General features: G+C 52.1%; 16 protein-coding genes and 4 pseudogenes. 10 read left to right on the top strand and 10 right to left on the bottom strand.

The genetic code is table 11. The annotated features are described in order from the left end of the window. The first annotated feature begins 256 nt into the window (after positions 1-256). Positions 257-394, top strand: a complete 138-nt coding sequence (locus tag ACM1PF_RS23650) for a hypothetical protein (protein WP_416667639.1) — start codon at positions 257-259, stop codon at positions 392-394. Positions 395-623: 229 nt separating this feature from the next. Here ACM1PF_RS23650 and ACM1PF_RS23645 read toward each other — a convergent pair whose 3' ends face one another. Together ACM1PF_RS23645 and ACM1PF_RS23640 are read right to left on the bottom strand one after the other, a co-directional pair. After that, positions 624-2,051 carry an NCS2 family permease gene (locus ACM1PF_RS23645; protein ID WP_416667637.1) on the bottom strand — a complete coding sequence of 476 codons (1,428 nt, stop codon included), beginning with the start codon at positions 2,049-2,051 and terminating at the stop codon, positions 624-626. A gap of 87 nt (positions 2,052-2,138) precedes the next feature. Next, the gene (locus ACM1PF_RS23640; protein WP_416667634.1) at positions 2,139-2,876 is read right to left on the bottom strand and encodes a DUF4079 domain-containing protein; all 738 of its coding nucleotides are present in this window, start codon (positions 2,874-2,876) and stop codon (positions 2,139-2,141) included. 739 nt (positions 2,877-3,615) lie between these two features. Between ACM1PF_RS23640 and ACM1PF_RS23635 the strand changes: the two are divergent. Continuing rightward, positions 3,616-5,822: pseudogene (locus ACM1PF_RS23635) on the top strand (glycosyltransferase). Positions 5,823-5,955: 133 nt separating this feature from the next. Here the strand turns inward: ACM1PF_RS23635 and ACM1PF_RS23630 are convergent. Next, on the bottom strand, positions 5,956-6,390 hold the full coding sequence (locus tag ACM1PF_RS23630; RefSeq protein ID WP_416667632.1) for a pre-16S rRNA-processing nuclease YqgF: 435 nt from the start codon (positions 6,388-6,390) through the stop codon (positions 5,956-5,958). Positions 6,391-6,566: 176 nt separating this feature from the next. On the opposite strand from ACM1PF_RS23630, the pseudogene ACM1PF_RS23625 reads away from it, so the two are divergent. The 3 pseudogenes from ACM1PF_RS23625 to ACM1PF_RS23615 all read left to right on the top strand — a co-directional run. Next, a pseudogene (locus tag ACM1PF_RS23625) lies at positions 6,567-9,155 on the top strand (DUF4912 domain-containing protein); the annotation flags it as partial. Between the two features lie 101 nt (positions 9,156-9,256). After that, positions 9,257-9,397: pseudogene (locus tag ACM1PF_RS23620) on the top strand (DUF4912 domain-containing protein); the annotation flags it as partial. 1,254 nt (positions 9,398-10,651) lie between these two features. Further along, positions 10,652-11,245, top strand: a pseudogene (locus ACM1PF_RS23615) (hypothetical protein); the annotation flags it as partial. 112 nt (positions 11,246-11,357) lie between these two features. Here ACM1PF_RS23615 and ACM1PF_RS23610 read toward each other — a convergent pair. Next, positions 11,358-12,614, bottom strand: coding sequence for an MFS transporter (locus tag ACM1PF_RS23610; RefSeq protein WP_416667630.1), 1,257 nt, complete (start codon positions 12,612-12,614; stop codon positions 11,358-11,360). 485 nt (positions 12,615-13,099) lie between these two features. Here ACM1PF_RS23610 and ACM1PF_RS23605 point away from each other — a divergent pair, with 485 nt between their 5' ends. Further along, positions 13,100-14,068, top strand: coding sequence for a cupin-like domain-containing protein (locus ACM1PF_RS23605; RefSeq protein ID WP_416667627.1), 969 nt, complete (start codon positions 13,100-13,102; stop codon positions 14,066-14,068). Positions 14,069-14,127: 59 nt separating this feature from the next. Next, positions 14,128-15,333, top strand: a complete 1,206-nt coding sequence (locus ACM1PF_RS23600) for an MFS transporter (protein ID WP_416667624.1) — start codon at positions 14,128-14,130, stop codon at positions 15,331-15,333. Here ACM1PF_RS23600 and ACM1PF_RS23595 read toward each other — a convergent pair. Continuing rightward, positions 15,269-16,963, bottom strand: coding sequence for a GH3 auxin-responsive promoter family protein (locus tag ACM1PF_RS23595; protein ID WP_416667621.1), 1,695 nt, complete (start codon positions 16,961-16,963; stop codon positions 15,269-15,271). The two genes, ACM1PF_RS23600 and ACM1PF_RS23595, sit on opposite strands and share 65 nt — an antisense overlap. A 262-nt stretch (positions 16,964-17,225) precedes the next feature. Here ACM1PF_RS23595 and ACM1PF_RS23590 point away from each other — a divergent pair, with 262 nt between their 5' ends. Beyond that, entirely contained in the window at positions 17,226-18,392 is a 1,167-nt protein-coding gene (locus ACM1PF_RS23590; RefSeq protein ID WP_416667619.1) for an aromatic ring-hydroxylating dioxygenase subunit alpha, read from the top strand. Here ACM1PF_RS23590 and ACM1PF_RS23585 read toward each other — a convergent pair. Next, the gene (locus ACM1PF_RS23585) at positions 18,340-18,522 is read right to left on the bottom strand and encodes a hypothetical protein (protein ID WP_416667617.1); all 183 of its coding nucleotides are present in this window, start codon (positions 18,520-18,522) and stop codon (positions 18,340-18,342) included. The two genes, ACM1PF_RS23590 and ACM1PF_RS23585, sit on opposite strands and share 53 nt — an antisense overlap. A 277-nt stretch (positions 18,523-18,799) precedes the next feature. Between ACM1PF_RS23585 and ACM1PF_RS23580 the strand changes: the two genes are divergently transcribed. Next, positions 18,800-20,080: an aminotransferase class I/II-fold pyridoxal phosphate-dependent enzyme gene (locus ACM1PF_RS23580; protein ID WP_416667615.1), complete on the top strand. Its 1,281-nt coding sequence runs from the start codon at positions 18,800-18,802 to the stop codon at positions 20,078-20,080. Between the two features lie 225 nt (positions 20,081-20,305). On the opposite strand, the gene ACM1PF_RS23575 is transcribed toward ACM1PF_RS23580, so the two are convergent. The 4 genes from ACM1PF_RS23575 to ACM1PF_RS23560 form a co-directional block, all read right to left on the bottom strand. Then, positions 20,306-21,736, bottom strand: coding sequence for a GUN4 domain-containing protein (locus ACM1PF_RS23575; RefSeq protein ID WP_416667612.1), 1,431 nt, complete (start codon positions 21,734-21,736; stop codon positions 20,306-20,308). A 121-nt stretch (positions 21,737-21,857) separates the two neighbouring features. Further along, positions 21,858-22,604 (bottom strand): ABC transporter ATP-binding protein, encoded by a 747-nt coding sequence (locus ACM1PF_RS23570; RefSeq protein ID WP_416667609.1) that lies wholly within the window; start codon positions 22,602-22,604, stop codon positions 21,858-21,860. 23 nt (positions 22,605-22,627) lie between these two features. Beyond that, the gene (locus ACM1PF_RS23565) at positions 22,628-23,230 is read right to left on the bottom strand and encodes a hypothetical protein (protein ID WP_416676777.1); all 603 of its coding nucleotides are present in this window, start codon (positions 23,228-23,230) and stop codon (positions 22,628-22,630) included. A gap of 119 nt (positions 23,231-23,349) precedes the next feature. After that, positions 23,350-24,516 carry a pyridoxal phosphate-dependent aminotransferase gene (locus ACM1PF_RS23560; protein ID WP_416667606.1) on the bottom strand — a complete coding sequence of 389 codons (1,167 nt, stop codon included), beginning with the start codon at positions 24,514-24,516 and terminating at the stop codon, positions 23,350-23,352. Between the two features lie 238 nt (positions 24,517-24,754). Between ACM1PF_RS23560 and ACM1PF_RS23555 the strand changes: the two genes are divergently transcribed. Beyond that, complete coding sequence (locus ACM1PF_RS23555; protein ID WP_416667603.1) at positions 24,755-25,156, top strand: VOC family protein; 402 nt, start codon at positions 24,755-24,757, stop codon at positions 25,154-25,156. Positions 25,157-25,171: the final 15 nt, after the last annotated feature.

Here is a 25,171-nt window from a genome sequence, read left to right as displayed (position 1 = left end):
CCCTGATATCTTCACTCTCCAGGTATCGATCGATCGACTCACCAATGACTTTATTCATGCTGGATTCTTTTAGCCCTGCTATTCGTTTCAACAAGCTATAAACATCACCATTCACAGTGATTCTGATCTGTTTTTGATCGGCTCGCCTGGCTGCCATTCCCTTTTTTAATACTTGACTGCTGTATTCTGACGTAAGATGATACTTAAGTGGGGCATATGCCCCACTATTAACTCGTACTCACCTGAGGAACTGCCTATGATTGTGCTAACCGATGCGGAAGTCACAGAGATCAAATCTCTGTTAGTGGCGATGCAGCAAGATGTCATGCTGAGTCTTGCCTACAGACGCAGGATTGCCAGTTGTCTGGTCATCCTCTCAAAGCATCCGACTTAAACCAGGTATGCGTATCTACAAACATTCAAATATGGAATGATGCGATCGAATCTTTAGGAATACGAATTGAATTATCTGAAACTCTTGTGGGGTGGGCATCCTGCCCGCCCAGTGCTGAACACCCTCACCTCAGTATCCTCTACCATCTGAAAAAACAAGGGTGAGCAGTGCCCACCCCCATCAACGCGCATGGATTTTCAAACCAACCATCGATCCAGTGAGTCCAGAATTAAGCAATTCCCAAGCCCAGCAGGACAAATCGGAAGACAAAAATCGCCGCCAGAATCCAGATGCCAATCCCCACCTCATGAAACTTACCCTGGAAGGTTTTGATTAGAGGATAGGTAATGAACCCAGCCGCCAAACCTTCGGCGATCGAAAAGGTGAGGGGCATCAGCAAAATCGTCAGGAAGCAGGGAATGGATTCGGCTGGATCTTTCCAGTTGATTCCCAAAACATTACCCGCCATCAAAACGCCCACAATCACCAGCGTCGCCGCCGTCGCAAAAGCTGGAATCGCAGAAAGCAGCGGGATAAAGAAAATCGAGAGGAAAAAGCAAATAGATGCAACGATCGCCGTAAAGCCCGATCGTCCTCCCTCTGAAACTCCGGCTGCTGATTCAATGTAGCTGGTAACAGTGGACGTGCCCAAAATGGCCCCCGCCGTTGTGCCGATCGCATCCGCCATAAAGGCTTGATTAGCCTTCGGGAGTTCCCCTCGCTCATTGATCATGTCCGCCTGAATCCCAATTCCGGTCAGCGTTCCCACCGTGTCAAACATATCCACAAACAGGAAGACAAACGTAATGGCAATAAAGTTGGCAAAATTCGTTGCACTGAGTTGCCCCAGCCCCACAAATGCCTGCCCAATCAAATCGACCGGAAACTGGGGTGCCCCCACAATGCCTTCTGGCCAGGGTGAAACACCCAGAATCCAACCCAGTACAGCCGTTGCCAGAATGCCCCAGAGCAAAGCTCCCTTAATTCGACGGGCGACAAACGCGGAAGTGATCAACAAGCCAGCGATCGCCAACAGCGTGATCGGATTACCCAGATCGCCCAGTCCGGTAATCGTGGGTTCATAGGCCACGATAATCCCTGCACCATAATCGGGGGCTTCAGGATTTCCAGATAAACCAATATAGGCAATGAATAGACCAATCCCTACAGCCGTTGCCCGCTTCAAGCATTCTGGAATAGCAGTAATAATCAATCCGCGAACGTTGAAAAACGTCATCAGGATGAAGATCACCCCTTCCACCAGCACCGCGCCCAGAGCCAGTCGCCAATCAATACCCAATCCGATCACCACGGAGAAGGCGAAGAAAGCATTTAGCCCCATCCCCGGAGCCAGGGCAAAGGGATAGTTGGCAAAGATGCCCATGATTACAGTGGCAATCACGGCTGAGAGAGCCGTTGCAATCACCAACTCGCCAAACAGATCACCAGACTCTTGTAGAAAGATCGCGTTGGACAAAATCGCTGGGTTCACCACCAAAATGTAAGCCATCGTAACAAAGGTGGTAATTCCAGCTACGATCTCCGTCCGGAGATTTGTACCCAGTTCAGCAAATTTAAAGAATCGCGCGATCGCCCCCTCCGGTGGGGGTGGCGGATTAGGCGGTAATTCTTGATCAATCTCAGTGGAACTACTCATGCACCACTCTACCTTTCATCAAAACAGAAGTGCCTCATAGTACTACGTTTGATCGCCTAAAGAGATGTAGCTGATGATACAAAATCTTCATGAACCAGGAGATTCTTCCAAATCAGGAGCATCCGCAGGCTGTACCGTGCACTCCTGATTTTGACAGTCGTTGATGTAAAGTTGCTCTACGTAAGGCTGTTGCCAGCTTAAGGGAATTTCTAGTAAGTCTCTGGCTCCGGTGAATCCCTGGCCGATAAAGAGCAAAAGGGCAATGCAGTTCAAAACAATATGGGCATTCCGCCAGCGGTTCGATCGGTCTTTGTAAATATCTGGGAACATCGCCAGGGAAAAAATCATCAGCAGAGAGGCTGCAATCCCGTAGTAGTAGTGGGAAACATACCACTCAAAGCCGCGTCGGAAAATTTCCGGCTGACTGCCCAAAATCACCAAACCCGCTCCGGTTAATGTGGCAAAAATACCTCGCCACAGAGGAGTTCTGGCTTGATTCAGGAAAAATAGCGAGGCGATCGTTGCGGCGAAGATCAGGGTAATGAACCCGGCACGAAAACTATCCTCCGCCCAGGATATTTTGGTGTAGATCGGATAAGCCAGTCCCACCAGAGCAACCAGGACGACCCCATTGCTCAACCAGCGTCCCAGCCGCAAATGCTCTCCGCCCACATTGGCCGGAATCTTGCTCCGGTCTTCTTTGGCACTCAGGCGACGCTGGCGAGTTTGCAACGAGAAATAACTGACTACCCCAATTAAAGGGAAGATAAATGCTACAGCCAGAAAAGGATGGATCAACCCCAGAAAGTCCTTGAGTTCTACCATAACTCAACCTCAAATAAGCTTTACAGATAAATCCTGGTCTCACGCAGTATCCGGCACACCAACCCTGAACTGATACTCAGTTCTTATCTGCTCGGATACCTCAATCGACTCAATCGACTCAATCGACTCAGCCGATCGTACTATACCTAAGTCGCCCAACTTTTGCTGCCGCTTGCCCTCCGATAAAGGCTTGTCACCGCAATGATTCACCCATGACCCTATCGCATTTGCCCCCAAAGAAAATGATTTTTTCCTGAGAATGATTTTTTCCTGAGAATGATTTTTTCCTGAGAATGATTTTTTCCTGAGAATGATTTTTTCCTGAGAAAGGAGGCGATCGGCTGCATGATACTGAGGCGTTTGGCGAATGTTCCCTTCGCATTTACAGAAGTTTTGTTTTTTACTAGAGTTTTCGTGGCTCGTGATGCCTGGACTCAGAAAATTCTCAGGCTGCGTTCAGCCTCCCCTCGGAGTAGCGCAGCATAATGAGATGAAATCAATTCAAGATTGCCTCAACCCGTGTGTTCATCAAGCTTTCGTAGTGCATAGAGCATAATCGAACCTGAATCTTTGGTTATCTTAATGTCAGCACTACAACCCATTTTTTTCCTATCTATACCTAATACGCTGTGTAGAGGATTCTGTGATGACCCCCACCAGTTCACCGTCACTTAACACCCAAGGCATTCCCCGCGCCAAGCAAAACGCGCTTTCCCGTCCCCAGGTAGCTACATTGGTGATGATTGGCGTTGTCCTGATAGCAGGAGCGATCGCCGCAGCCTGGTTTTCGGGACAGGGAACCATTAGCCGGATTTTTGAGCAGTTGCGTCTGTTGCAGGAAAATCCGCCACTCTGGTTAGCAGTCCCCCAGGTAGCCGGAGCCTATTTGCTCGTACCGACGGTGATGCTGTTTGTGATTGTGTTAATCGTCATGCAGGTTTCACCGCAACCGCGCACCTGGTCAAGATTTGTAGTGGTGGGAATTCTGCTCGCCCTGACCTTCCGCTATCTGGCCTGGCGATCGCACCTCACCCTGAACCTCAGCACACCGCTGAATGGGGTTTTCAGTCTGGGATTGTTTTTTTTAGAACTGATTCTAATTATCAGCGGCACCCTGCAACTGTTTCTGATGCTGCGGGTGCGCGATCGACGGCGGGAAGCGGACTGGCTGGCAATGGATGTGGTGGAAGGTCGGTTTCTGCCCAGCGTGGATGTGATGATCCCAACCTACAACGAGCCAACCTTCATTCTGCGCCGCACGGTGATTGGCTGCCAGGCGATGGATTACCCCCACAAAACGGTGTACTTGCTGGATGATACCCGTCGCCCAGAGGTGGAAGCCCTGGCGGCTGAGCTGGGCTGTCAGTATATGACTCGTCCTGATAATTCCTTTGCCAAAGCTGGAAACCTGAATCATACCATTGCTCATACCACCGGAGATTTGATTGCCGTCTTTGATGCCGACTTTGTGCCCACGCGCAACTTCCTCAATCGGACGATCGGCTTTTTCCAGGATGCTCAAATTGCCCTGGTGCAGACTCCTCAAACCTTTTACAACTCTGACCCGATCGCCCGTAACCTGGGGCTGGAAGATATCCTGACTCCGGAAGAAGAGGTATTTTACCGCCAGATTCAGCCGATTCGGGATGGGGCAGGTAGCGTCATTTGTTCCGGGACATCCTTTGTAGTACGGCGCAGTGCCCTTGAGGAAACCGGAGGATTTGTCACCGATTCCCTCAGCGAAGATTACTTTACTGGAATTCGGCTTTCGGCCCAGGGCTATCGGTTGGCGTATCTGGATGAAAAGCTCAGTGCGGGTTTAGCCGCAGAAAATATTTCAGCCCATGCTCTACAACGGTTGCGCTGGGCCGGGGAACCCTGCAAGCCTTTTTCATTAAGTCCAATCCCCTGACGATTCCCGGACTGAATCTGCTGCAACGGTTAGCGCACCTGGAAGGCTTGCTCCACTGGTTCACCAGCATTTCCAAGGTCGGCTTTTTGTTGATGCCCCTGGCCTATTCCTTCCTGGGCGTAATTCCCATTCGCGCTACCGCAGAGGAGTTGTTGTACTACTTCTTGCCCTACTATCTGGTACAGCTAGCCGTCTTCTCCTGGCTGAATTATCGATCGCGTTCTGCCCTGCTCTCTGATATCTATTCGCTGGTGTTGGCGATTCCCCTCGCCCTGACGGTGGTTCAAGTCATGCTCAATCCCTTCTCTAAGGGTTTCAAGGTGACACCCAAAGGAACTGCCAGCGATCGCTACTCCTTTAACTGGAACCTGGCCTGGCCCCTGTTGGTGCTATTCGGCTTAACGGCAATCAGTTTGTGGGTCAACTTTGGTATCTGTATGATCAAAGGAGCCTGGATGGAAACAGTGCCCCCAGAGGTGGCAGAGCAGGCCAAAGGGATCGGTTTAGGCTGGATCTGGAGCACCTATAACCTGATCATGATTGGGATTGCCCTACTGATTCTGCTGGATGTGCCTCGCCCCAGTCCCTTCGAGTGGTTCAACCTCCGGCGCGTGGTGCGGTTGGTGATTACGGGCAATGATACGGAACACACCTTCTGGGGAACCACAACCATGTTGTCAGAAGTGGGAGCCGAAATTGCTCTCACCCAAACCGGATTTTCTCCCTTAGCCCCTGAAGAAACCCTACCCATGCGGCTGGAGTTCCAGGAAAATGGCCTGGTACTCTACGGAGATGTGATTCGAATTGGCTCTGACGGTGAATTCCCCACGGTACGAGTCACCTTTGCCTCAACCAACCTGATGCAGCATCGTCAACTGGTGGAAATGCTGTTCTGCCGTCCGGGTCAGTGGAAGAGTCGCTATACTCCCAACGAGTTCCAGTCCCTCTGGCTGCTGTTCCGCATCCTGCTCAAACCCCGTGTCCTGTTCGATCGCAATGTCGATGTCAGTGCGGTGTCCGTCTCCCAGATATAAAGGAAATCCGCTGTAAGGGCGCACAGCAGTGCGCCCCCGATCGGGTGTTATTTCTCCACATCCCCCTCGCCTGCATCTGATTACAGGTAAGGGAAATCTGCTGTAAGGGCGCACAGCAGCGCGCCCCCTACCCCTAATCCGTCAACCGATCCAAATACCGTTCAATTAATAAAATCGCTACAATATCGTCAATCGGACGGGTAATGGTGCGGAGCGGTTGGGGAATAAGACGAGCGATCCCCGCTGGAGGAAACATTTTCCAGTATCGATCGCGGGCTTCCAGAGTACTGTAACGTTCATCTACCAAAATTACCCTCAGCGGATCAGGGGATTCCTCAGTCAGTTTTTGTTTCCATTCACCCGAACTCGTTTGATTTCCCATCACTAGCAGTGAGACAGGAAACTGTTGCCGCAATGTTTGAATGGTGTCGATTGTATCTTGGGCTGGAATCACTTGATGGTAAAGTAGTTTGCGATCTAAGCCCATCACTGCCAGACCACACTTTTGGCGACCTGGATCGAAGCCTAGAATCACGGGCTGATTAGGAGAGGTGGGAGAGAGTTGCATAGGGTCAATTACGTCCTAGAAGCCTGACCTAGACTTTAATGGATGGATTGTAAGGGGCTGGCGAACTTTAGTTTGTTGCACCCATCACCCAAACAACCCCTTGACGAGCAGTATATAATTGGCACGTCTTTTGCAAAAATTAACCTAAATTAGGGTTGGTTTACCAAAGGCTTTACATGATGTCGCAAAGCAGAAGTTCCTCGGTAGTTGCTCTCGCATTACTTTTTACCCTTGTTGCCGTCCCCAGACCCACGGCAGCATTTCGTTCATCTGACCCTATTCTGGCGCAGTCTAGTGTTTCTGAGTTCCCTTTACCTGCCTCCGTCCCCACGGGCACAACCGTGCGAATCGACGGTTCAAATAGCATGGCCGCCATCAACCAGTCCCTCAAACAACGGTTTGAGGCAGATTATGCCGGAACTGATGTTGAACTCAGCTATGGTGGAACCCCTGCGGCCCTACAAGCCTTATTAGACGGTGAAATTGATCTGGCGGCGATCGGTCGTCCTCTAACGGAAGAGGAGCGAACGCAAGGATTTCTTGATACTCCGGTTGGGCGACATAAAATTGCCATTATCGTAGGCGAAGATAATCCCTTTGATGGCAATCTCACCTTTGAACAGTTTGCCCGAATCTTTCGCGGCGAAATTACCGACTGGTCGGAGGTGGGGGGTGAGCCTGGCCCAATTCGTTTAGTAGACCATCCAGAAACCGGGGATACACGACAAACGCTTTCGTTTTATGAAATCTTTCAGACTGCCCCCTTTGAAACGGGAGAAACCGCAGAGCAACTGGAGGATGACACAGTAGAAGCCATTACGGGCAACCTGGGAAGTGACGGCATTAGCTACATCACGGCTAATCAGGTGTTCGATCGTCCAGGGGTAAAAATTATCCCTATGCACGGAACACTCCCGGATGATCCTCGCTATCCCTACTCGCAGCCCATGTCCTATGTCTATCGGGATGCCGACAGCCCGGTCGTCGCTTCTTTCCTGGGCTTTGCCACCTCGGCAACAGGATTGGCCGCCATTCAGGATGCGGGTATAGTTGCAGCTCAAGCCGGTACTGCTCAACCTGGAGCCGGAACAACTCCTGGAACTGCTGCACCGGACACCGATCCGGCTGATTCAGCTAATCCAGCGATCGGTACGGGCGCAGGAGCCATTGCGGCTTCTCCCGATGCAGACGCGGCACCCGGTGATGCTGCCACAGATCCAACCCTTGCCCAGCAGCCGACTCCCGCAGAAACCGCTCCCGCAGAGTCCGATCGCGGTGCAGCCGGTTGGTTATGGTGGTTGATTCCGCTGTTGATTGGAGTTCCCCTGTTGGGATGGTTGTGGGGTAGAAGTCGTCGGGCAGAACCGATCGCCGGAGCGACTCCGCCTGCTGGTACTACTCCGCCTGTTGGTACTACTCCACCTGCTGGAGCTACTGCCGCGACTTCTCCTGATGTCCCTGCTGCGGTTCCCCCTGCTGCGATTCCCCCTGCCGCTCCTATCTCTGAAGAACCTCCACCCGCGACTTTGGCAGACCGGGCTGGAACTGTAATTTCTGCCGATCGCAGTTCGATGGCAACCCCTCCCCTCGCTCAGGCCAACCTGAATCCAGCCGTGATAGGAGGAGCTGCTTTAGCTGGGGCTGGGGCGATCGCAGGTGGTATGGCTGCGGCTGGGGCGGCTGGGGCGGCTGTACCCAATCGGATTGTCTTAGTACCCCGCACCTCTGATCAGGCCTATGCTTACTGGGAAGCTCCGGAAGCAAATCGGGCAGCCTTGCGAGATCAGGGAGGCAGTCGATACGCCCTGCGAATTTATGATGTAACGGGGGTTGCTCCAGATCAGGTGGCAACTCACAACTTCCAGGGATCATCATTCCACGAGTATCAGTGTGCTGAAGCCGAGCAAGATCGCCATGTGCCGATTCCACAAGCCGATCGAGATTACGTCGCTGAGGTGGGCTATCTCACGAACGAAAATGAGTGGTTATCGTTAGCACGTTCCAATCCAGTTCACGTTCCTGCTGCCAGTCTACCAACGGAGATTGAACCGGATAGGACTCTGCAACCGGATACGACTCTGCAACCGGATAGGACTCTGCAACCGGATAGGACTCTGCAACCAGATACTCCACCTTCAGTGACTCCGGCAATCGGGGCAGGTGTCGCCGCCGCAGGTGTCGCCGTCGCAGGTATCGCCGCCGCAGGTGTCGCCGCCGCAGCTATTCCTCCTAAAGAACCGAAGCCCAGCCAAATTGTTTTAGTTCCCCGAACGTTAGAGCAGGCCTATGCTTACTGGGAAGTTCCCGAAGAAAGCAAAATCGCTCTGAAACAGCAGGGCGGACAGCAGTATACGCTGCGAATTTGTGATGTCACGGGAATTGATCTGGATCAACAGGCTCCCCACATGGTTCAGCAGTATCGCTGCGATGAAACAGAAGTCGATCGCCATGTGCCGATTCCCCAGGTCGATCGGGATTACATTGCCGAAATTGGTTATTTAACCGATCGCAAGGAATGGTTACTGTTGGCTCGCTCCAGTCCTGTTTATGTTCCAGATGCCACTAGAGAAACCATTATTGAAGATACTCCACCCGTCATTGCCTCACCCAACGGAGATCAAGAAGTCGTTGAGGCTGCAAAATTTAATGTGGGACAGACCGATCTACGGGGTGAAGCACTGGCTGATGTAGATGCGTATTTACCGGATCTCCCCGACGGTTACGGAGATAGCCAAATTGTTTTATTGCCCCGTGACCCCTACTGGGCCTACACCTATTGGGATGTTCCTAGCAGTTACAGAGAGTCCGTTCGACAGCAGGGGGGACTCGTCTGGCACTACGGTTCTATGATGTCACCTCAATCAATTTGGATTACCAGAATCCCCACAGCTTGCAGCAGTATGATTGCGAAGAGTTTGCACGAGATTGGTATTTACCTGTTCCCGTCAGCGATCGAGATTATATTGTCGAAATTGGTTATCTCACAGATGATGGTCGCTGGCTGATGATGGCGCGATCGACTCCGGTTCGCATTCCGCCAGTTTATCCATCGGATTGGCTGGAAGAAAAATATCTCAATGTGGATTGGGATTCTAATTTACGCGAGAAAAATATTCATAAGCTGGTTCCACCTGACCAACGGACTTCGTTCGATAATCCAATCTACGATCGAATTTTCAGCATGGCTCAGTCTGCTGAAGCTCAACGGCTGGCAGGCTCTCTCTACGGCTCCATGCAGCAGGTTCCCCAACAGGCAGTGAGTTCCTATGCCTTTCCTTCTGGTGTAGGAATGTCCGGGGTCGGCATGTCCGGGGTCGGTATGTCCGGTGTGGGCCGATCGGATATCGGCATGATGGGGATTCCTACCATGTCCGGTGTTGGAATGTCCGGGGTCGGCATGTACAGTATGTCTGGCGTTGGCATGTCCGGTGTGGGCATGATGGGAATTCCTACTATGTCTGGCGTTGGCATGTCGGGTATTGGCATGATGGGGATTCCTAGCATGTCCGGCATTGGAATGTACAGTATGTCTGGGGCAGGGATTCCCACTATGTCGGGTATTGGGATGATGTCCGGCGTTGGCATGTACAGTATGTCCGGGGCAGGCATGATGTCGGGTGTCGGGATGTACAGTATGTCCGGGGCAGGGATTCCTACCATGTCGGGTGTCGGGATGTCCGGTGTGGGCATGATGGGAATTCCCACAATGTCTGGCGTTGGCATGTCCGGTGTGGGGATGTACAGCATGTCCGGTGTCGGAATGTCCGGGGTTGGGATGTACAGCATGTCCGGGGCAGGGATTCCCACTATGTCGGGTATTGGGATGATGTCCGGCGTGGGAATGTACAGCATGTCTGGTGCAGGCATGCTGTCCGGGGTCGGGATGTACAGCATGTCCGGCGTTGGCATGTCCGGTGCGGGAATATACAGCATGTCCGGGGCAGGGATGTCCGGCGTTGGAATGAGTGTTCCCACCATGTCCGGAGTCGGCATGTCCGGGGTCGGGATGTACAGCATGTCTGGCGTTGGCATGTCCGGTGCGGGAATATACAGCATGTCCGGGGCAGGGATGTCCGGCGTTGGCATGAGTGTTCCCCCCATGTCCGGAGTCGGCATGTCTGGGGTCGGGATGTACAGTATGTCTGGCGCGGGAATGTCCGGCGTTGGAATGAGTGTTCCCACCATGTCCGGCGTTGGCATGTCGGGTATCAACATGTCGGGTATTGGCATGTCGGGTGTCGGAATGAGTATTCCCACTATGTCCGGCGTTGGCATGTCCGGTGTGGGGATGAGCGTTCCTACTATGTCTGGAGTCGGAATGTCCGGCGTGGGGATGGGTGTTCCTACAATGTCCGGCGTTGGCATGTCCGGTATCAACATGTCGGGTGTCGGAATGTCGGGTATCGGAATGGGTGTTCCAACCATGTCCGGTGTTGGAATGTCGGGTGCTGGAATGTCCGGTGTTGGAATGTCGGGTGTTGGAATGTCGGGCGTTACAACAATGTCTGGAGTCGGGATGTCTGGAGTCGGAATGTCCGGGGCTGGGATGGCCGCCTCAATGCCACCCATTCGTCCCCGTAAATTCTGGCTAGTTGCCAATGCAGAGTTGATCGTGCATGGAGCGACCGAACCCGATGCAACCCTAATGGTTGGCGATCGCCCCGTTCAGCTTAATTCAGATGGTACGTTCCGCTTTCAGGTTGCCTTCCCCGATGGAGAGATCAACTATCCCATCCTGGCGATCGCAGCAGATGGAGAGCAAACTCGATCGGTTCAAATGGACTTTAATCGAGTGACCCCTGTGGAATATACCAACACCCCGGAAGAAGCGATCGAGGAATGGCTTCAGGGGTAGGGAATAGGGAATAGGGAGTAGGGAGTAGGGAGTAGGGAATGCCAGACCCCAATCAATAGCGGAAAATAACGTATCTTGCAGGGGCGCACAGCAGTGCGCCCTTACTGATGGATTACCCATTATCCATTACCCGTTCCCCCCGACTCTGCACCAAGCTGAGCAGACTCGCCATCATCGCCATTGCTCCTGCGGCATAGAAAACGGCGGGCAAACCTGCGGACTTCCAGATGGGGCCAAGGATGACGGGAGAAACAAACTGTCCCAGGGAATTAAACCCTGTGCCGATCGCCAGCACCGTGGCTCGCAGTTCATCGGGGGCAAGGTTTGCCAGTTCATCGTACAGGTTGGGGGTAATGATGCCGAAGCCTGCACCGAAGAGAATGGCCGTTAGCATAATCAAAACCAGATCGGTTAAGAAGGGAATTGTCACCAGCGTGACAGCCATCAGGCTGAATCCAAAGGAAATGGCGCGATTCCGTCCCAACCTTTGCGCAATCCGGCTGGCTCCGATCGCTGAAATTACCGCTGCTCCGACTAATCGAATCGCCAGAACGATGCCATTTAACTCCGGCCCGGCTCCGATCGCCTCACTCAAATACAGGGGAGTATAGATGACCACTGCATAGACAATCAAAGCAGCAATTCCAATAAATGAATAAAGCGAGAGCACGCTGAAATTGCGAAAGACATTACCCAGTTGAGCCTGCTGATCCATCGCAAGGAGAGCACCCGCCTGCGACTGTCCCTCCCGTAGCTTAAAGAGGGCAATCACCGCTAAAGGAATGCCAAATCCATACAGGAAAAACGCATACTGCCATTGGATACCGCCAACCCATCCCCCCAAAATCGGGAAAAAGATAGCTGATGTGGTCATGATGCTGGTGGCGTAGCCCAAAATCCGCGATCGGGCCTCACCGTCGTACATTGTGCCCAGTAACCCGATCGTCGCGGCTGCCACCCCTCCGCTCGCAGCTCCCAGTAAAGCCCGGCTGGCCAGTAGCAGAGGCAGTGAGGTGAGAAACGCAGTTGAAACCCCAAAGAGGGCGTATAACATCAGGCAGGGAATCATCACCTTCATTTTGCCAACCCGATCGGCGACAAAACCCATGATTGGCGTAAAAGCCGCAGAAGTGAAAGCGTGAATGCTCACCAGGGTTCCCGCCCACTGCGGATCGAGACTGAGTTGATCTACCATTTCCGGCAGCACCGGAGAAATCAAGCCTCCTGTCATGGTGGTCAGACAGCCTGCTGCTAACAAAATCAGAAATTGTAACAGCCGTTCCTGAGCCGTTGACTGATCGATCGACTGCTGAATCGATCGATTCAACTTCGCTACTCCACCCGATAAAAACTTGCCCACTGGCAGCATATTCCACTCCTAGAACACCTTTCCACGATAGGAAATTCTGGCGTAATTCATCAGACTGGCTGGGACAGTACAAAGTTTCTCCTTTAACTGTCCTCTTTTTTAGAACCTATTTTTTTAGAACCTATTTTTTTAGAACCTATCCGAAAGCCCCGTCAGGGGTTTTGGGTTCCAAAAACTCTAATTTTTGAATAGGCACTTTTGAATAGGCACTTTGGGCAGCAAATACAATAACCTGAAATTCTTGTGGGGTGGGCATCTTGCCCGCCCAGTCAACAAAGTAAAACGCTCTACAGGTTATTAATCCATGAGCCTTACCCTCCGCTTTGATGAAACTCGCAAAATCAGCCTGAAATATTAGCGCAAAACGGGGGATTTTCGGGGGAAAATCAGCGAATGTTAGCGCGAAGCGGGGGGTTTTCGGGGGAAACCTGGCAACCGAAGGCAAATCTGATAGAGTAGGGGCCTGCTGCATACATCGATACAGGATGCATCATCAAACGCCAGAACCATCCGAAAAACCAAACCCATCACTCCCCAGGGAATCGGCACGATCGTTAACGCTCGATCGCTTTGTTCAGACTTACCAAACCCCAGGACGACCTGTAATTGTCACAGATTTGCTGCATCAATGGGATTGGAATTTAGACTATCTGAGTCAGCAACTCGGAATGCAGCCGTTTGTGTTGCGTTACTACGGCCATGAACGCTATCAGCAAGACAAACGACAGTGGACTTCCATCGGTAGCGGTGTGCCGCCCAAAACCAGACCGTTTGTGGACTATGCCGATCTACTAAGGAGTCGGGAAGCTCACAAAAACGATATTTATATGGCGAAATGTTCGATTCACAACACACCCCTGATTCAATCTGAAGCGATACAAACCCTCCAGAATTATTTGGAACACATCGGACTGACCCATCCGGCCAGTTCCCTCAACCTGTGGGTGGGGCCGGGAGGGCACGTCGAAGCCTTACATTATGACCCGATGGATGGCACGCTGGTGCAGTTGCATGGTTCCAAACGAGTCACCCTATTTCCCCCTTCCCAAACCAGTAACCTCTATCCCTTCCCGCTGTATGTCCATCTGAAGCACGGGATGAAGCTGCGATCGTGGTTTAGCCAGGTTTATCCCAATCGTCCCAATTTTGAGGCTTTTCCAAAATTACGGCAGGCTCTCCAGCATCAGTATGAAGTAATTCTGAATCCAGGCGAAATGCTGTACATCCCAACTGGATGGTGGCACGAGGTAGAGTCCTTGGGAGATGAGATGGTCTGTTCGGTGAATCGCTTCTGGCGAGTTTATCCAACCCAACGAGCGGTGCTGTCCTGGCAACGGTGGCGTACCCATTTGGGGAGTGTCTGTGCCCTGCCATCGGTAGGAGTGAGTTTGGTCAAAGCCGCTCTGAGCCGCGATCGATCCCAACGATTCAAGGAAATTTTGCAAATATTTTAGATCCACCGAGCTATGTTAAGGTAGACCAGATTCGCTATCCGAAGTGAATGGGTTTTTGAGTGACAAGAACGATGGTACTCGTCGATCGCCTGCAACAAAACCGGAGATTGCTGGTGCTTCTGGCAATGGGATCGTTAACTGCGATGCCAGGAGCCGTGATTGCGCCTGTTTTACCCGACATCATTCAACAGCTACAACTCGATCGCACCCTGGCGGGATACCTGGTCAGTGCCCATTACCTGACGGTTGCCATCTTTAGTCCCCTTTTGGGGCTGTTGGCTGAACGGATTGGCAGTATTCGGGTGCTGGTGTTCTCCGCGATTAGTTTTGCCCTATTTGGGGCAGCCGGAACCCTAACGGCTGACTTTTTGCCCATGCTGGTGACTCGTGGGCTGTTGGGAGCGGCAACGGGAGGAATTGCTGCGGCAAGTTTAGGCATTTTAGCCAGGGACTATGCTGATCCAGCCAACCGATCGCAGGCCATCACCTATGCCTCTGCAAGTATTACCCTGGCGAATATCGTCTATCCCTTTTTGGCGGGTTGGTTAGGGTCAGGGCAATGGCAGTTTGCTTTTTATATGTATGGGCTGGCTTTACCGCTGGGCATCTTAGCAGGACTGGTTTTACCCCAGCGTCGCCGGGCTGCCAGTGCTCTAAAAGTGTCTATCCCCATGAGACAGTTGTTGAAGCAGGTATTCAGCCATCCCAAAGTTGTCCGATTGCTGCCGACAGTTGGACTCTGTGCTGCGATCGGGTTTGCCAACATTATCTATTTGCCCATGCATCTCCGGGCGACCGTCAATGCTGATCCAGTCACAAATGGGTTGGTGTTGGCCTGTCAGGCGATCGGAGCGGCCCTGGCGGCCCTGGGGGTGAAGCGATTAATCCAGCGGATTGGGGCTGTTCCCAGCATTATCAGCGGCTTGGGACTCATGGCGATCGGGCTACTGACCTTTCCCCAGCTTCACACGCTGGATTACTTTTTCCCAACGGCGTTACTCTTTGGAGCCGGGATGGGACTGGCTCTAACCAGCCATTTCGCCTCGATCGCCATTGTTGCCCCCCTGGAACTCCAGACCATTGCCCTGGCAGTAGCCACCAGCATGAATTTCTTGGGACAGTTTTTTTCCCCTACCCTGTTCGGCTGGGTGCTGCGCCAGAGTAGCGTCACGACGGTGTTCTATGTTGCCAGCGGATTGGCTATTCTGACAGGTCTATCACTTCTAGTACCTGTAAACCGTCTAAGTAGTCGCGGTCTTCGGTGATATGCAGAACTTTGAGTTGGGAATCTGACGTACCTCGCAACAGTTGGCGTTGGCGAACAATACCAAAACTCCCTGGAGCCAGAATCCGCAGTTGGGGCGGGGGCACCTGATCCGATCGCACGGTCGCGTAGGGATGGTTAAACTCACCCAGCCAGTCATCAAACCGGGCCAAAAACTGCTGGGGTTGTTCCAGGGTATGACCAGAAGCCAGTTCAATATTCACCCGATATCGCGCCGGAAACTCATGGTCAGATAGGGTAATGCAAAAATCATCCAGCCCAATCTTAAATTCCTGCTGAAGCATCTGCATCACCTGCGCGACGTGAAATTCGGTGGTCTTTTCGGTAGTCGAAGAAAGTAACCCCCCCCGACGATGGCGAAATACAATCAGGGGAGTCTGCCCGTAGAAGCCCACCACTTCCACCACATCACCAATATCGTAGCGATAAAAGCCGCTGTAGCTCGTCACCAGCATCCGGTAGAATTCACCCACTTTTAACTCAACGGGCAGTAAGGTTTGGGGCTGGGCTGCCTCCCACTGATCCTGGGGAATAAACTCATAGAAGCCGCTATCCAGGGCCAGAATGCTGCCATCGGTGTTGAAGTCATGGCAGACTGCAAACGTTCCCTCTGCCGTTCCGTATACTCCCCCAAAGATGGGCGTATCTTCAAAGTAATCCGGGAACCGCTCGAAGTAGAAATCCGAGGTTCCGCCCCTGGCAGTGCCGATTAGTGAGAGATTTGACCAGGCTCGACGGGGAGTCAGCCGTCCCTCGCTCTGAAGGATGCGGCGCAGTTGTTGGGCCCGCTGGGGAAGGGGAGTGCGGAGTCGTTCCAGGGTTTTACGAATAGTCGGATCGATCGTCAACCATTCCGCAAAATTTCCCGTTGCAATATCCTGAACTAAATCGTCTGCAAACTTTTCCAGATACTGACAAATTCGCAAAATCTGCATGGGAAAGTTAGCCGTAATCCCTCGCGTTTGAGGATTACATAGGGCAAACAATAAACAAACATAATGACGGCTAGCGGCATCCGCAATTTCCATTGCCGTGAACGGTTGAGCAAATACCCGCTGGCATACTGAACGACTCAACCGATAGCTACCGACCGTCACGGGTCCATAATCAATGCCCGCAGGGGTTTGTCCCTGAACGCGCACTGAATTGGTGGATAGTAAACGCCCCAGTTCCAACGACTGCGATCGCCCCAGGGAATGTCGCTGAACCGCCTCATGCAAAAACCCTAAACTGGCAGCATTGGCCCGACTGAGCGATCGTTGAAAGCGGCGGGTAACAGGGACTTTCTTTTGTTTACCCGTAGTACCACTTGTGAGGTTAATGTAGACCACCGGATCAGGGTTGAGTACATTCGGTTCACCCAGTGCCACTCGTTCGGTGTAGGGTTCATAGTCGGCGTACGACCAGATAGGAACTTGCTGACGGAATTGCTCGATCGTGCGAATGTCTTTCAGTCCAAAATACTGTCCCAATTCTGTGCCCTGCTGTACCTGCAACAGCTTGCGGAGAAATTGCTCCTGAATGGCCATGGGTTGCGTGGTTTTCTGAATAAAGGTGGTTCTGGCGTAAGGAGCATAAGCTTTCAGGGCAGACAGAAATAAATTGGTCATGGCAGTTCAACGTACAGGGGCGTAAGGAGTAAAAAGTAAAGGAGCAACGCTTCGACAATAATTCGACAACAAAACGGTGACAATAAAACAGTGACGATCGAAATCCAGTTTTCCAGTCTAATCGGTTTCTGTTCCCGGTCTTCCCCTCTTTGGCCGATCTTGTACGGTTCATACTAAAGTGGCACACAGTCAGACAGCTAACAGAAAGTAAAGCGATATGGTTTAAATTCCTATCGTTTGTTTATGTCGGGTGTGAGTCTTAATGGAACTGACGGCAGCTCTTAGAGGACAGACTATTCAGAACAGGGTGCGAGAAGTTGGTATTAATCCAAATCATTGGTATCCGGTTGCCTGGGCCCATCAGCTTCCACCTGGACGGGTAATTCCAGTGGTGGTTTGGCAACAATCGATCGCCGTTTACCGGGATACGGCAGGTCAGGTTCACGCCATTGAAGATGCCTGTCCCCACAAGGGAGTCGAGCTGCACCTGGGAGAAGTTCACGGCGATCGGCTGGTCTGTCCCTATCATGGTTGGGAGTTTGACCGCAGTGGGCAATGTGTCCATATTCCCTACTTTCCACCTGATCAAAAGTTACCCTGTGCTACGGCGTTGAGTTATCCAGCTCAAGAGCGATATGGCATCATTTGGGTGTTTCCAGGCGATCCTCAGTTAGCTGACTCGCGCCCAATTCTAGAAGTTCCAGAGTATGACGATCACAACTGTCTGATGATTCCGATTACTGGCGTATTCAACGCCCACTTCTCCATCTGTAACGAAAATACGATGGATGTGTTTCACGGATTTCTTCACAAAGATCTCCAGGGGTGGTTTGATCCGGTACTGCTGAACCTACAGGATAGCAATAGTTCCGTCCAGGCAAATTATCGAGTTTCTTATAAGGGAACCCTGAGCAAATTTTTGGGTCTAAGCACCAATAGCGACGGCGTGACGACGCGCAATGTATCCGTTCATTATCAATACCCCCATTACCACAGCACGATGGAAGGGGTGTCATCCCTCTACCTGATGCGGTTGCCCGTCGGGCCGAATCAAACCCGATCGTTTTCCCTGCTGTTTTTACCCAAGGTTCGGCTGCCTAAATGGCTACTGCGGGCCATTAAACCCGTTCTGGTTCCCCTGGTGCTGCGCTTTATCTTCATGCCGTTTTTAGAACAGGACGTGGGCATGATGGAAAGTGAGCAACGGACTTATCAGAAGGATGCTAAACGGCGGTATGTTGAGGTGAATCCCGCTATTATTGCCCTACAACGGTTAATTCTCCGGCAATATGAGCAATTTATGCAACAATCAAGTCAATCCAACCCAGCCAACCCAGCCAGCCAACCTCCCTTTGAGTCCTGGCAAGACCAATCCTCTAATTCATCGATCGAACCGCTGACTGTTCCTCATTCAGGCAAAGGACAATGATCTGGACAATGACCTGGATAATGACCTGGACAATGACCTGCCAGTCCCACTGAATTTGATAGCGCAGGCGATCGACTGGATGCAGCAGGAGTTCCGCATGACTGTGACTGTGGCACAACTGTACCAGCAATGCCGTCCAAGATTTTCAGGCTATGGCAGAGTAATGAGTAAAATTTTTAGCTCGGTATATTTTTAACGGACTGTTTTGAGTGAAGTGCTGTTTAACGGACGGTTCAAACGAAAGGTTCAAACAAGAGGTCGTTATGGAATAGGTTAATCGGTCAATGGGGAACGTTCAGTATATTCTGTGTTCAGCAGTCAAGTTCGATCGCGGGGTTTGCTCAGTCGGACACTGCTATTGAGTCAAATGCAATCAGTGATTTTAGATAAGGTGAGGGGAGTTTACTGTGCAAGTTGTCAAGGAATATTTTCAGCGTGGGGAAGAGCAGGGATTATTCCCTGATGAGTTCATCTGTCATAGCCGAGATGGAAATCTAGTTGAAATTGAGGAGGCAGATACGGGGACTCGTCGGACTGTCCTGACCTTCTGTACCAATGATGTTTTAGGACTGGTGCAGAATCAGGCAGTGCAACAGGCGGCGATCGATGCAGTGCTGCACTATGGCACATCCAATAGCTCTTGTTCGGTATTGAGTGGTCGAATTGATCTGCATCGTCAGCTTGAAAACGAAATCTCAGAGTTCAAGCATTTGCCCCACACTCAGCTATTTTTGAATGCCTGGATGGCGATGCAAGCCCTCATGGATGGGTTCTGCCATCTGGCGATTCAGGTTCCCGGTTTTCAAAATACCCGCGAAACGCTAATTCTAACGGATGTCTTGAATCACGGCTGCATTGTTTCAGCCATTGCCAATGCCGGAAATCGATCGGGTAAGCTATTTAGCCACAGCCCTCGCGTTCGCGTTCGCGCTTACCGCCACTGCGACATGGAGGATCTGGCCCGTAAGCTGAAGCGGTATGCCCGTCCCGACGATCGGATCATGGTGGTGTCCGATGCAGTCTTTTCGATGGATGGCGACATTGCTCCTTTGCCTGAGATGATTGATATTTTGTCTAACTACGAGGGCAGTGTGCTGGTGATGGATGAAGCCCATGCCAGTGGTGCGATTGGGGCAACCGGACGGGGAATTTACGAACACTTTGGCCTTTTGCCGCAGCAGGCGATCGAGCGGGGTGTGATTCCGCTGATTATGACGACCTTCTCAAAGTTTGCCGCTTCGGCCGGAGCAGCCATTAGTAGCCACGTCGCGGAACTGATTCCCATACTGAACTACTCGCCCACTTCAATCGGCACGATTTCCCTGCCCCCGCCCACCACGGCCGCTGCGTTGGAAAGCATCCGTCAGGTGCGGCAACACCCAGAAATGGTGCATCGCTTGCAGGAAAATACGCGGTACTTGCGCGATCGGTTGTTAGAGAATGATTTCATGGCGATCGGTGAAACCAACGTAATTCCTGTGGTTCTGCCGACGGATTTGAACCCCAAATTCTTTGCCCGGAAGCTGATGCATGATCACGGACTCTGGGTATCGCCCATCTGGTTTATTGCCAAGCCGCGTCTGCGAATCACTGCAAACGCCCTCCATACCCGCGATGAAATGGATCGGTTGATTACAGGCATGACTGAGGTAAGAGATGCGTTGTATAAAACAACGATCAGTGCCTAGCTACCGTATATACACAAGTCCGATGAACGATCAGTGCCTAGCTACCGTATATACACAAGTCCGATGGTGGGTGTCTGAACAGAACAACTGATCAGTGCAGAACGCAACCCCTGACGTTTTACCCACCCCAGCCCCTCCCAGGAGGGGATTTTGGTAGGGATGGCTTTGACATGGGGTGGGTCAAGCCTCAGCATCACCGGCAAGTTGTGTGTATACAGTAGCCCTTTAAAAGTCAGATTCTTCAGGCAGGATGGTTTCGGCTGAGGATAGTTCCGTCCGCCGATCGATTTGTTTGGGCTCCGATACGGTCGTCTCAGCCGACAAATTGAACCGGGATTGCGTTGTAGAGTCACGATTGCGATCGGGTTGACTCTCCGCTCGATTTTTCTTCTGAGTTTGACAGCTCTGGATCTTATTCATCCATGCATCCAGAGTTTCTGGATCCACCCGACAGCCGCCGCGACTGCTGCCAAATCCGCCAAATTGCAGGGCTTTCCACCAGGGAATCCGCCAGAACCAGAGGGCAGGAAATTGTCCGGGTTGAGTTTGGGCATCAAACGGAAGCTGATTGTAATATTTATAAAACTCGGCTCCCGATCGCCACCAACCGACCGATTTACTGAACGCAAGGGCCCGTTCGTAGCGATCGCCATACAGCCGGATAAATTGCTGCTTTTCGGGACGCGGACTGAAGTAGAGACTGAGCTGTCGGGTGAAGCCAAACTTGCCCTTGCTGGCTTCGCTCCAGAGTCGATCGAGCCGTTCCAGTTCCAGGCAGGGCAGGTTTTCAATGGCGGGAATATCGAACCATCCATCCGGCCGATTGAGGGAAAGCAAGAGTTCAAAGGTGAGGCGATCGGCTGCTCGCCAATCTTGTTGCGTTAAAGCTTGCTGAAGGGCCGTGTAGGTTTCAGAGGATGCCAGATTTTCGGGCGTGGATAGGTGCGATCGAGGGGATTGTACCTCGGTGTCAGCAAGTTCCTCTGAGGGTGGGGATGAGGGTTGTCCAGACGTTAGATCAGGGGAGGTATAGTGAACCACGCGAGTCGCATTTGGATCGGTTGGATCGGTTGAACCAGGAGGTGGCACAGCATCGATCGCAGGTTCAGATCCCGATCGGGTTGTATAAACCTGTCGTTCAATCCGAATAATATCTGACGCAGACAATCGCAGGTCGTTCTGGAGATCGGCCAACCGTTCCTGGGTTTCTGGATCTTGCAAGCGATTGGTTTCCAGAGCCTTCCTGAACTCTTCCTCATACCAGCGACATTTTGCCTGTTCAGCTTCCTCCACATCTCGGAACTGATCGGCTTGCCATTCCTCCTGCCCCTCGTGCTCTTGCCAGCTTTCCTGGGGGACGACCCTTTGCCATTGCTCCTGCCATCCCGATTGCGGCGTGACATCGTTCCATTCATCCTCCTGCCAGGATGAGGCACCGGATTGGGAAGGTTGAGCAGAACTGCCCGATCGCCGCTGTAAAAAAGTTTGGTAAGCCTTTAGAACTCGTTGTTCGATCGCCTCAGCTTGCCTGGGAGAAAGGTTGAGCGCGGTTCGCTGCTGATCGAGAAAGGTTCGATCTTCCGTCGCAATCTGCCCCCGTCCTTCCTTGACGATCGGCATTACAAAGTCAAGATATCGTTGCCGCGCGTCCATCATTGCTCAACCCCTGCCTCCAGACCATTATTCTTGTTTTTGTTATTTTTTACTATCGTCTTTATAGATCTAAACCTATACTTGAACCGACTAGCGGCTCTATTTATAATTCTCTCTTTATAAACTATTCCCACTCATTTGCTGCGATCGTTTCGGCATCAACCAGGTTTTGCTTCAAATCAACCCAGTTGATCTGGTGAATGGGGCGATCGAGAATTAGTTTACCGTCTTGTAAATACAGCACCCTGCTGGCAAACTGTTCTGCCATCTCTAATTGATGATTCACCATCAAAATCGTCATTTCCTGATTCTGAGCTACATTTGTTAAAACAGTCAGCAAATGCTCTCCCCGCCCGGCATCCAGGGCAGAGGTCGGTTCATCCAGCAGCAAAATTTTGGGTTGAATCATCAGGGCGCGAGCGATGGCTACCCACTGGCGTTGACCCACTGAAAGCTGTAATTCATTGCGTCCCAGCCAGTCCTCTGGCAGATGGAGTTGTTCTGTCCAGGTGAGCAGCCGTTGCTGAATCGCTTGAGAGGAAAGCTTTCTGAGGTGTAAGGGATATTCCAGGGCCTGCCGCACCGTCATCCCCAATAGCTTCGACTCCTGGGGCACGAGGGTAATGTGCTGCCGCAGTTCAATCACAGGAATCTGCTGAATGTTGCGATCGCCAAAATAAATTTCCCCACGACTGATCTCGCTGAGGCGATTCAGCACCCGCAAAAGCGTTGTTTTCCCTGCCCCCGATGGACCCACAATCGCCACCCGCTCTCCTGGCATGACCTCAAAGGAGATATCCTGCAACAGTGGTTCGCCACCGCGCGGACTGTTCAGGCTGACCTGATGAAGACGGAGATGGGGAGTCGGCATGGGGAGTCGTCGCAGTAGGGAATTCAGGCTTGCATTGCCACCAGGATCGTCCAGGCATCGATCGCCAGCAGGATCAGGGTCAGGCCCAGCAGGATCAGGTACATCCAGGGCTGGGAAAGGGGTTTGACATCTCTGGTATCAATGCCAGTATGGGCTTCCACCCGCCGCACCAGTTCTGCAAATCCCGCTACACGCATGGGCAGTAGGTAAGCTTGCTCGGAAGAGTGACTGAGGAAATAGTAAACCAGTCCCCCCTGCCCCGTCGATCGCGGTTTCAAGGCTTTAATCTCTGCCCAGGGCAACGACCACCCCTTGCGCCAGAACCAGCGCACCCAGGCAGGATAGGTGACTTGAATGCCCATTTCATCCACCCGCACCTGTTCCGTTAAGGCGGCATAGAGCAACAGGAAGCCGATCGCCAATCCCACCCATAGAACAGAGGCAGGCACGGGAGCCTGAGTCACTTCCGCTAAGAAGGGTAGGGGTAGGGTTAAGGCAATATAGAGCAACAGTAAGGTGCTGCGAATGATGATGGATAGGCGGAAGGTACGGGGGGAGAAGGCGGGCGATGCAGCGTTGGAGGGAGGTTGTGAGGGGTGGGTAGGTGGAGTAGGGCTAGACACGATCGACTTTGCCTGAAGATTTCTCTAAACATCATCAATCATCCCAGTCGGATGTGCAACGCCGGAGGCATCTGACAATACCCGGTAAGGGCGCACAGCAGTGCGCCCCTACGTTTGCGCCCCTACATTTGGGATTGGACGAACTCCGTGAATCGGGTCATTCCCTTGTGGATGTTGTCCAGACTGGTGGCATAGGAGAGGCGGACACAGTCATCTGCGCCAAAGGCTACACCGGGAACGGTCGCCACATGATGGTTGTCCAGCAACGTGTTGGAGAAATCCAGCGACTTCAAGCCAGTTTTGCTGATATTTAAGAACATATAAAACGCCCCGTAGGGTTTGGGGCAGGTAATTCCAGGCATGGCATCAATGTAGTCCAGCATCACCTGACGACGCTCGGCAAACGCTTTCACCATTTCCTTGACGCAATCCTGAGAGTTCTCGTAGGCTGCGATCGCCCCATACTGAGCAAAGGTACAGACGTTGGAGGTGCTGTGCCCCTGCACCATGCTGGCTGCTTTGATGATGGGTTGAGGTGCAGCCAGAAATCCCACCCGCCATCCGGTCATGGCGTAGGTTTTGGCGAACCCACTGCTGATAATGGTGCGATCGTAGGACTCTGGGCTAACCGCCCCAATACTCAGGTGTTCGGCTCCATCGTAGAGAATTTTTTCGTAAATCTCATCAGACACGACCCAGATATTTTTCTCCACCACCACTTCCGCCAGGGCGCGGATTTCATCGGGGGTGTAAACCATGCCCGTGGGGTTGGAGGGGGAATTGAGGATGAAGAGTTTCGTTTTGGGCGTGATCGCCTGCCGCAATTGATCGGGACTGATTTTGAAACTGCTCTCGATCGTGGTGGGCAGAATGACGGGAACACCCCCCGCTAACTTGACCATTTCGGGATAGCTGACCCAGTAGGGAGCCGGAATCACGACTTCATCCCCTGGATTCAGTAACACCATCATCAAATTGTAGAGGGAATGCTTGCCGCCATTGGTGACGATAATGTTGTCAACCCCGTAACAAAGCTGGTTATCCGTCTGGAGTTTGTTGGCGATCGCCTCTCGCAGTTTGGGTTCCCCAGCTACCGGGCCGTAGCGCGTTTTGCCCTGTTCTAAAGCCGTAACCGCAGCCGCCTTAATGTGGGCCGGGGTGTCAAAATCTGGCTCTCCCACACTAAAACTGATGACATCCACACCCTCTCGCTTCATTGCCTTCGCTTTCGTGTCTACAGCCAAAGTCAGCGATGGCGTAATCTCTCCCAGTCGTGCTGCCAGTTCCATGCTTAACCTAAAAAACGCAACGTGAATAATAATCCAGTGTAGGTACAGAGCGGTACGAGCCAACTCTTTGTTCACTGTAGTTCAATTAACTTATCCGATCGCGTGAGGTTCGGAGGAGAATGTCAAGCGATCCTTACATTTGGGGGAGAGGAGTGAGGAGTGAGGAGTGAGGGGTGGGGAGTGGGGAGTGAGGAGTAGGGTAGGGGCGAATTGCGATTCGCCCGTATAAGGAGGGAAGATGGAGTTTGATGCGGTGTTTGTGACGTTGGTCGATGGGGAAGGGGAAGCGTTAGTCAGGTTCTATCGGGATTTGCTGGGATTAGAACCGATCGCCTACAGCCCCAATCGCTATGCTGAGTTTCGGGTGGGTGGATTGCGGTTGGGAATTTTTCAGCCCGCAGCAGATCAGCGATCGCAGTTTTACCCCTCCCCAGGAGAGCCTGGATCCAGTGGCGGGATGAGCCTGTGTATTGAAGTGAAGCAACTGGAAGGGGCGATCGATCGGTTGACAGAATTGGGGTATCCACCACCGGGAGAGATCAGGACAGCGAGCCACGGCAGAGAAATCTATGCTTACGATCCAGCCGGAAACCGCCTGATTCTGCATGAGGCAAAGACTCAATCATTCCCAAACTGTTAAATAATGTTAAGAGAA

The sequence above is a fragment of the Egbenema bharatensis FJBBOT/2019 genome (genome assembly GCF_048077055.1).
GTDB lineage: Bacteria > Cyanobacteriota > Cyanobacteriia > Elainellales > Elainellaceae > Egbenema > Egbenema bharatensis.
Note: the sequence above shows the minus strand (reverse complement) of the source record. Positions and strands in the feature narration are given on the sequence as shown.

Bases quoted from the DNA above. Each gene is read 5' to 3' on its own strand.
- ACM1PF_RS23650 (WP_416667639.1), top strand. From the start codon at position 257: ATGATTGTGCTAACCGATGCGGAAGTCACAGAGATCAAATCTCTGTTA.
- ACM1PF_RS23645 (WP_416667637.1), bottom strand. From the start codon at position 2,051: ATGAGTAGTTCCACTGAGATTGATCAAGAATTACCGCCTAATCCGCCA.
- ACM1PF_RS23640 (WP_416667634.1), bottom strand. From the start codon at position 2,876: ATGGTAGAACTCAAGGACTTTCTGGGGTTGATCCATCCTTTTCTGGCT.
- ACM1PF_RS23630 (WP_416667632.1), bottom strand. From the start codon at position 6,390: ATGCAACTCTCTCCCACCTCTCCTAATCAGCCCGTGATTCTAGGCTTC.
- ACM1PF_RS23610 (WP_416667630.1), bottom strand. From the start codon at position 12,614: ATGCTGCCAGTGGGCAAGTTTTTATCGGGTGGAGTAGCGAAGTTGAAT.
- ACM1PF_RS23605 (WP_416667627.1), top strand. From the start codon at position 13,100: ATGCATCATCAAACGCCAGAACCATCCGAAAAACCAAACCCATCACTC.
- ACM1PF_RS23595 (WP_416667621.1), bottom strand. From the start codon at position 16,963: ATGACCAATTTATTTCTGTCTGCCCTGAAAGCTTATGCTCCTTACGCC.
- ACM1PF_RS23590 (WP_416667619.1), top strand. From the start codon at position 17,226: ATGGAACTGACGGCAGCTCTTAGAGGACAGACTATTCAGAACAGGGTG.
- ACM1PF_RS23575 (WP_416667612.1), bottom strand. From the start codon at position 21,736: ATGATGGACGCGCGGCAACGATATCTTGACTTTGTAATGCCGATCGTC.
- ACM1PF_RS23570 (WP_416667609.1), bottom strand. From the start codon at position 22,604: ATGCCGACTCCCCATCTCCGTCTTCATCAGGTCAGCCTGAACAGTCCG.
- ACM1PF_RS23560 (WP_416667606.1), bottom strand. From the start codon at position 24,516: ATGGAACTGGCAGCACGACTGGGAGAGATTACGCCATCGCTGACTTTG.
- ACM1PF_RS23555 (WP_416667603.1), top strand. From the start codon at position 24,755: ATGGAGTTTGATGCGGTGTTTGTGACGTTGGTCGATGGGGAAGGGGAA.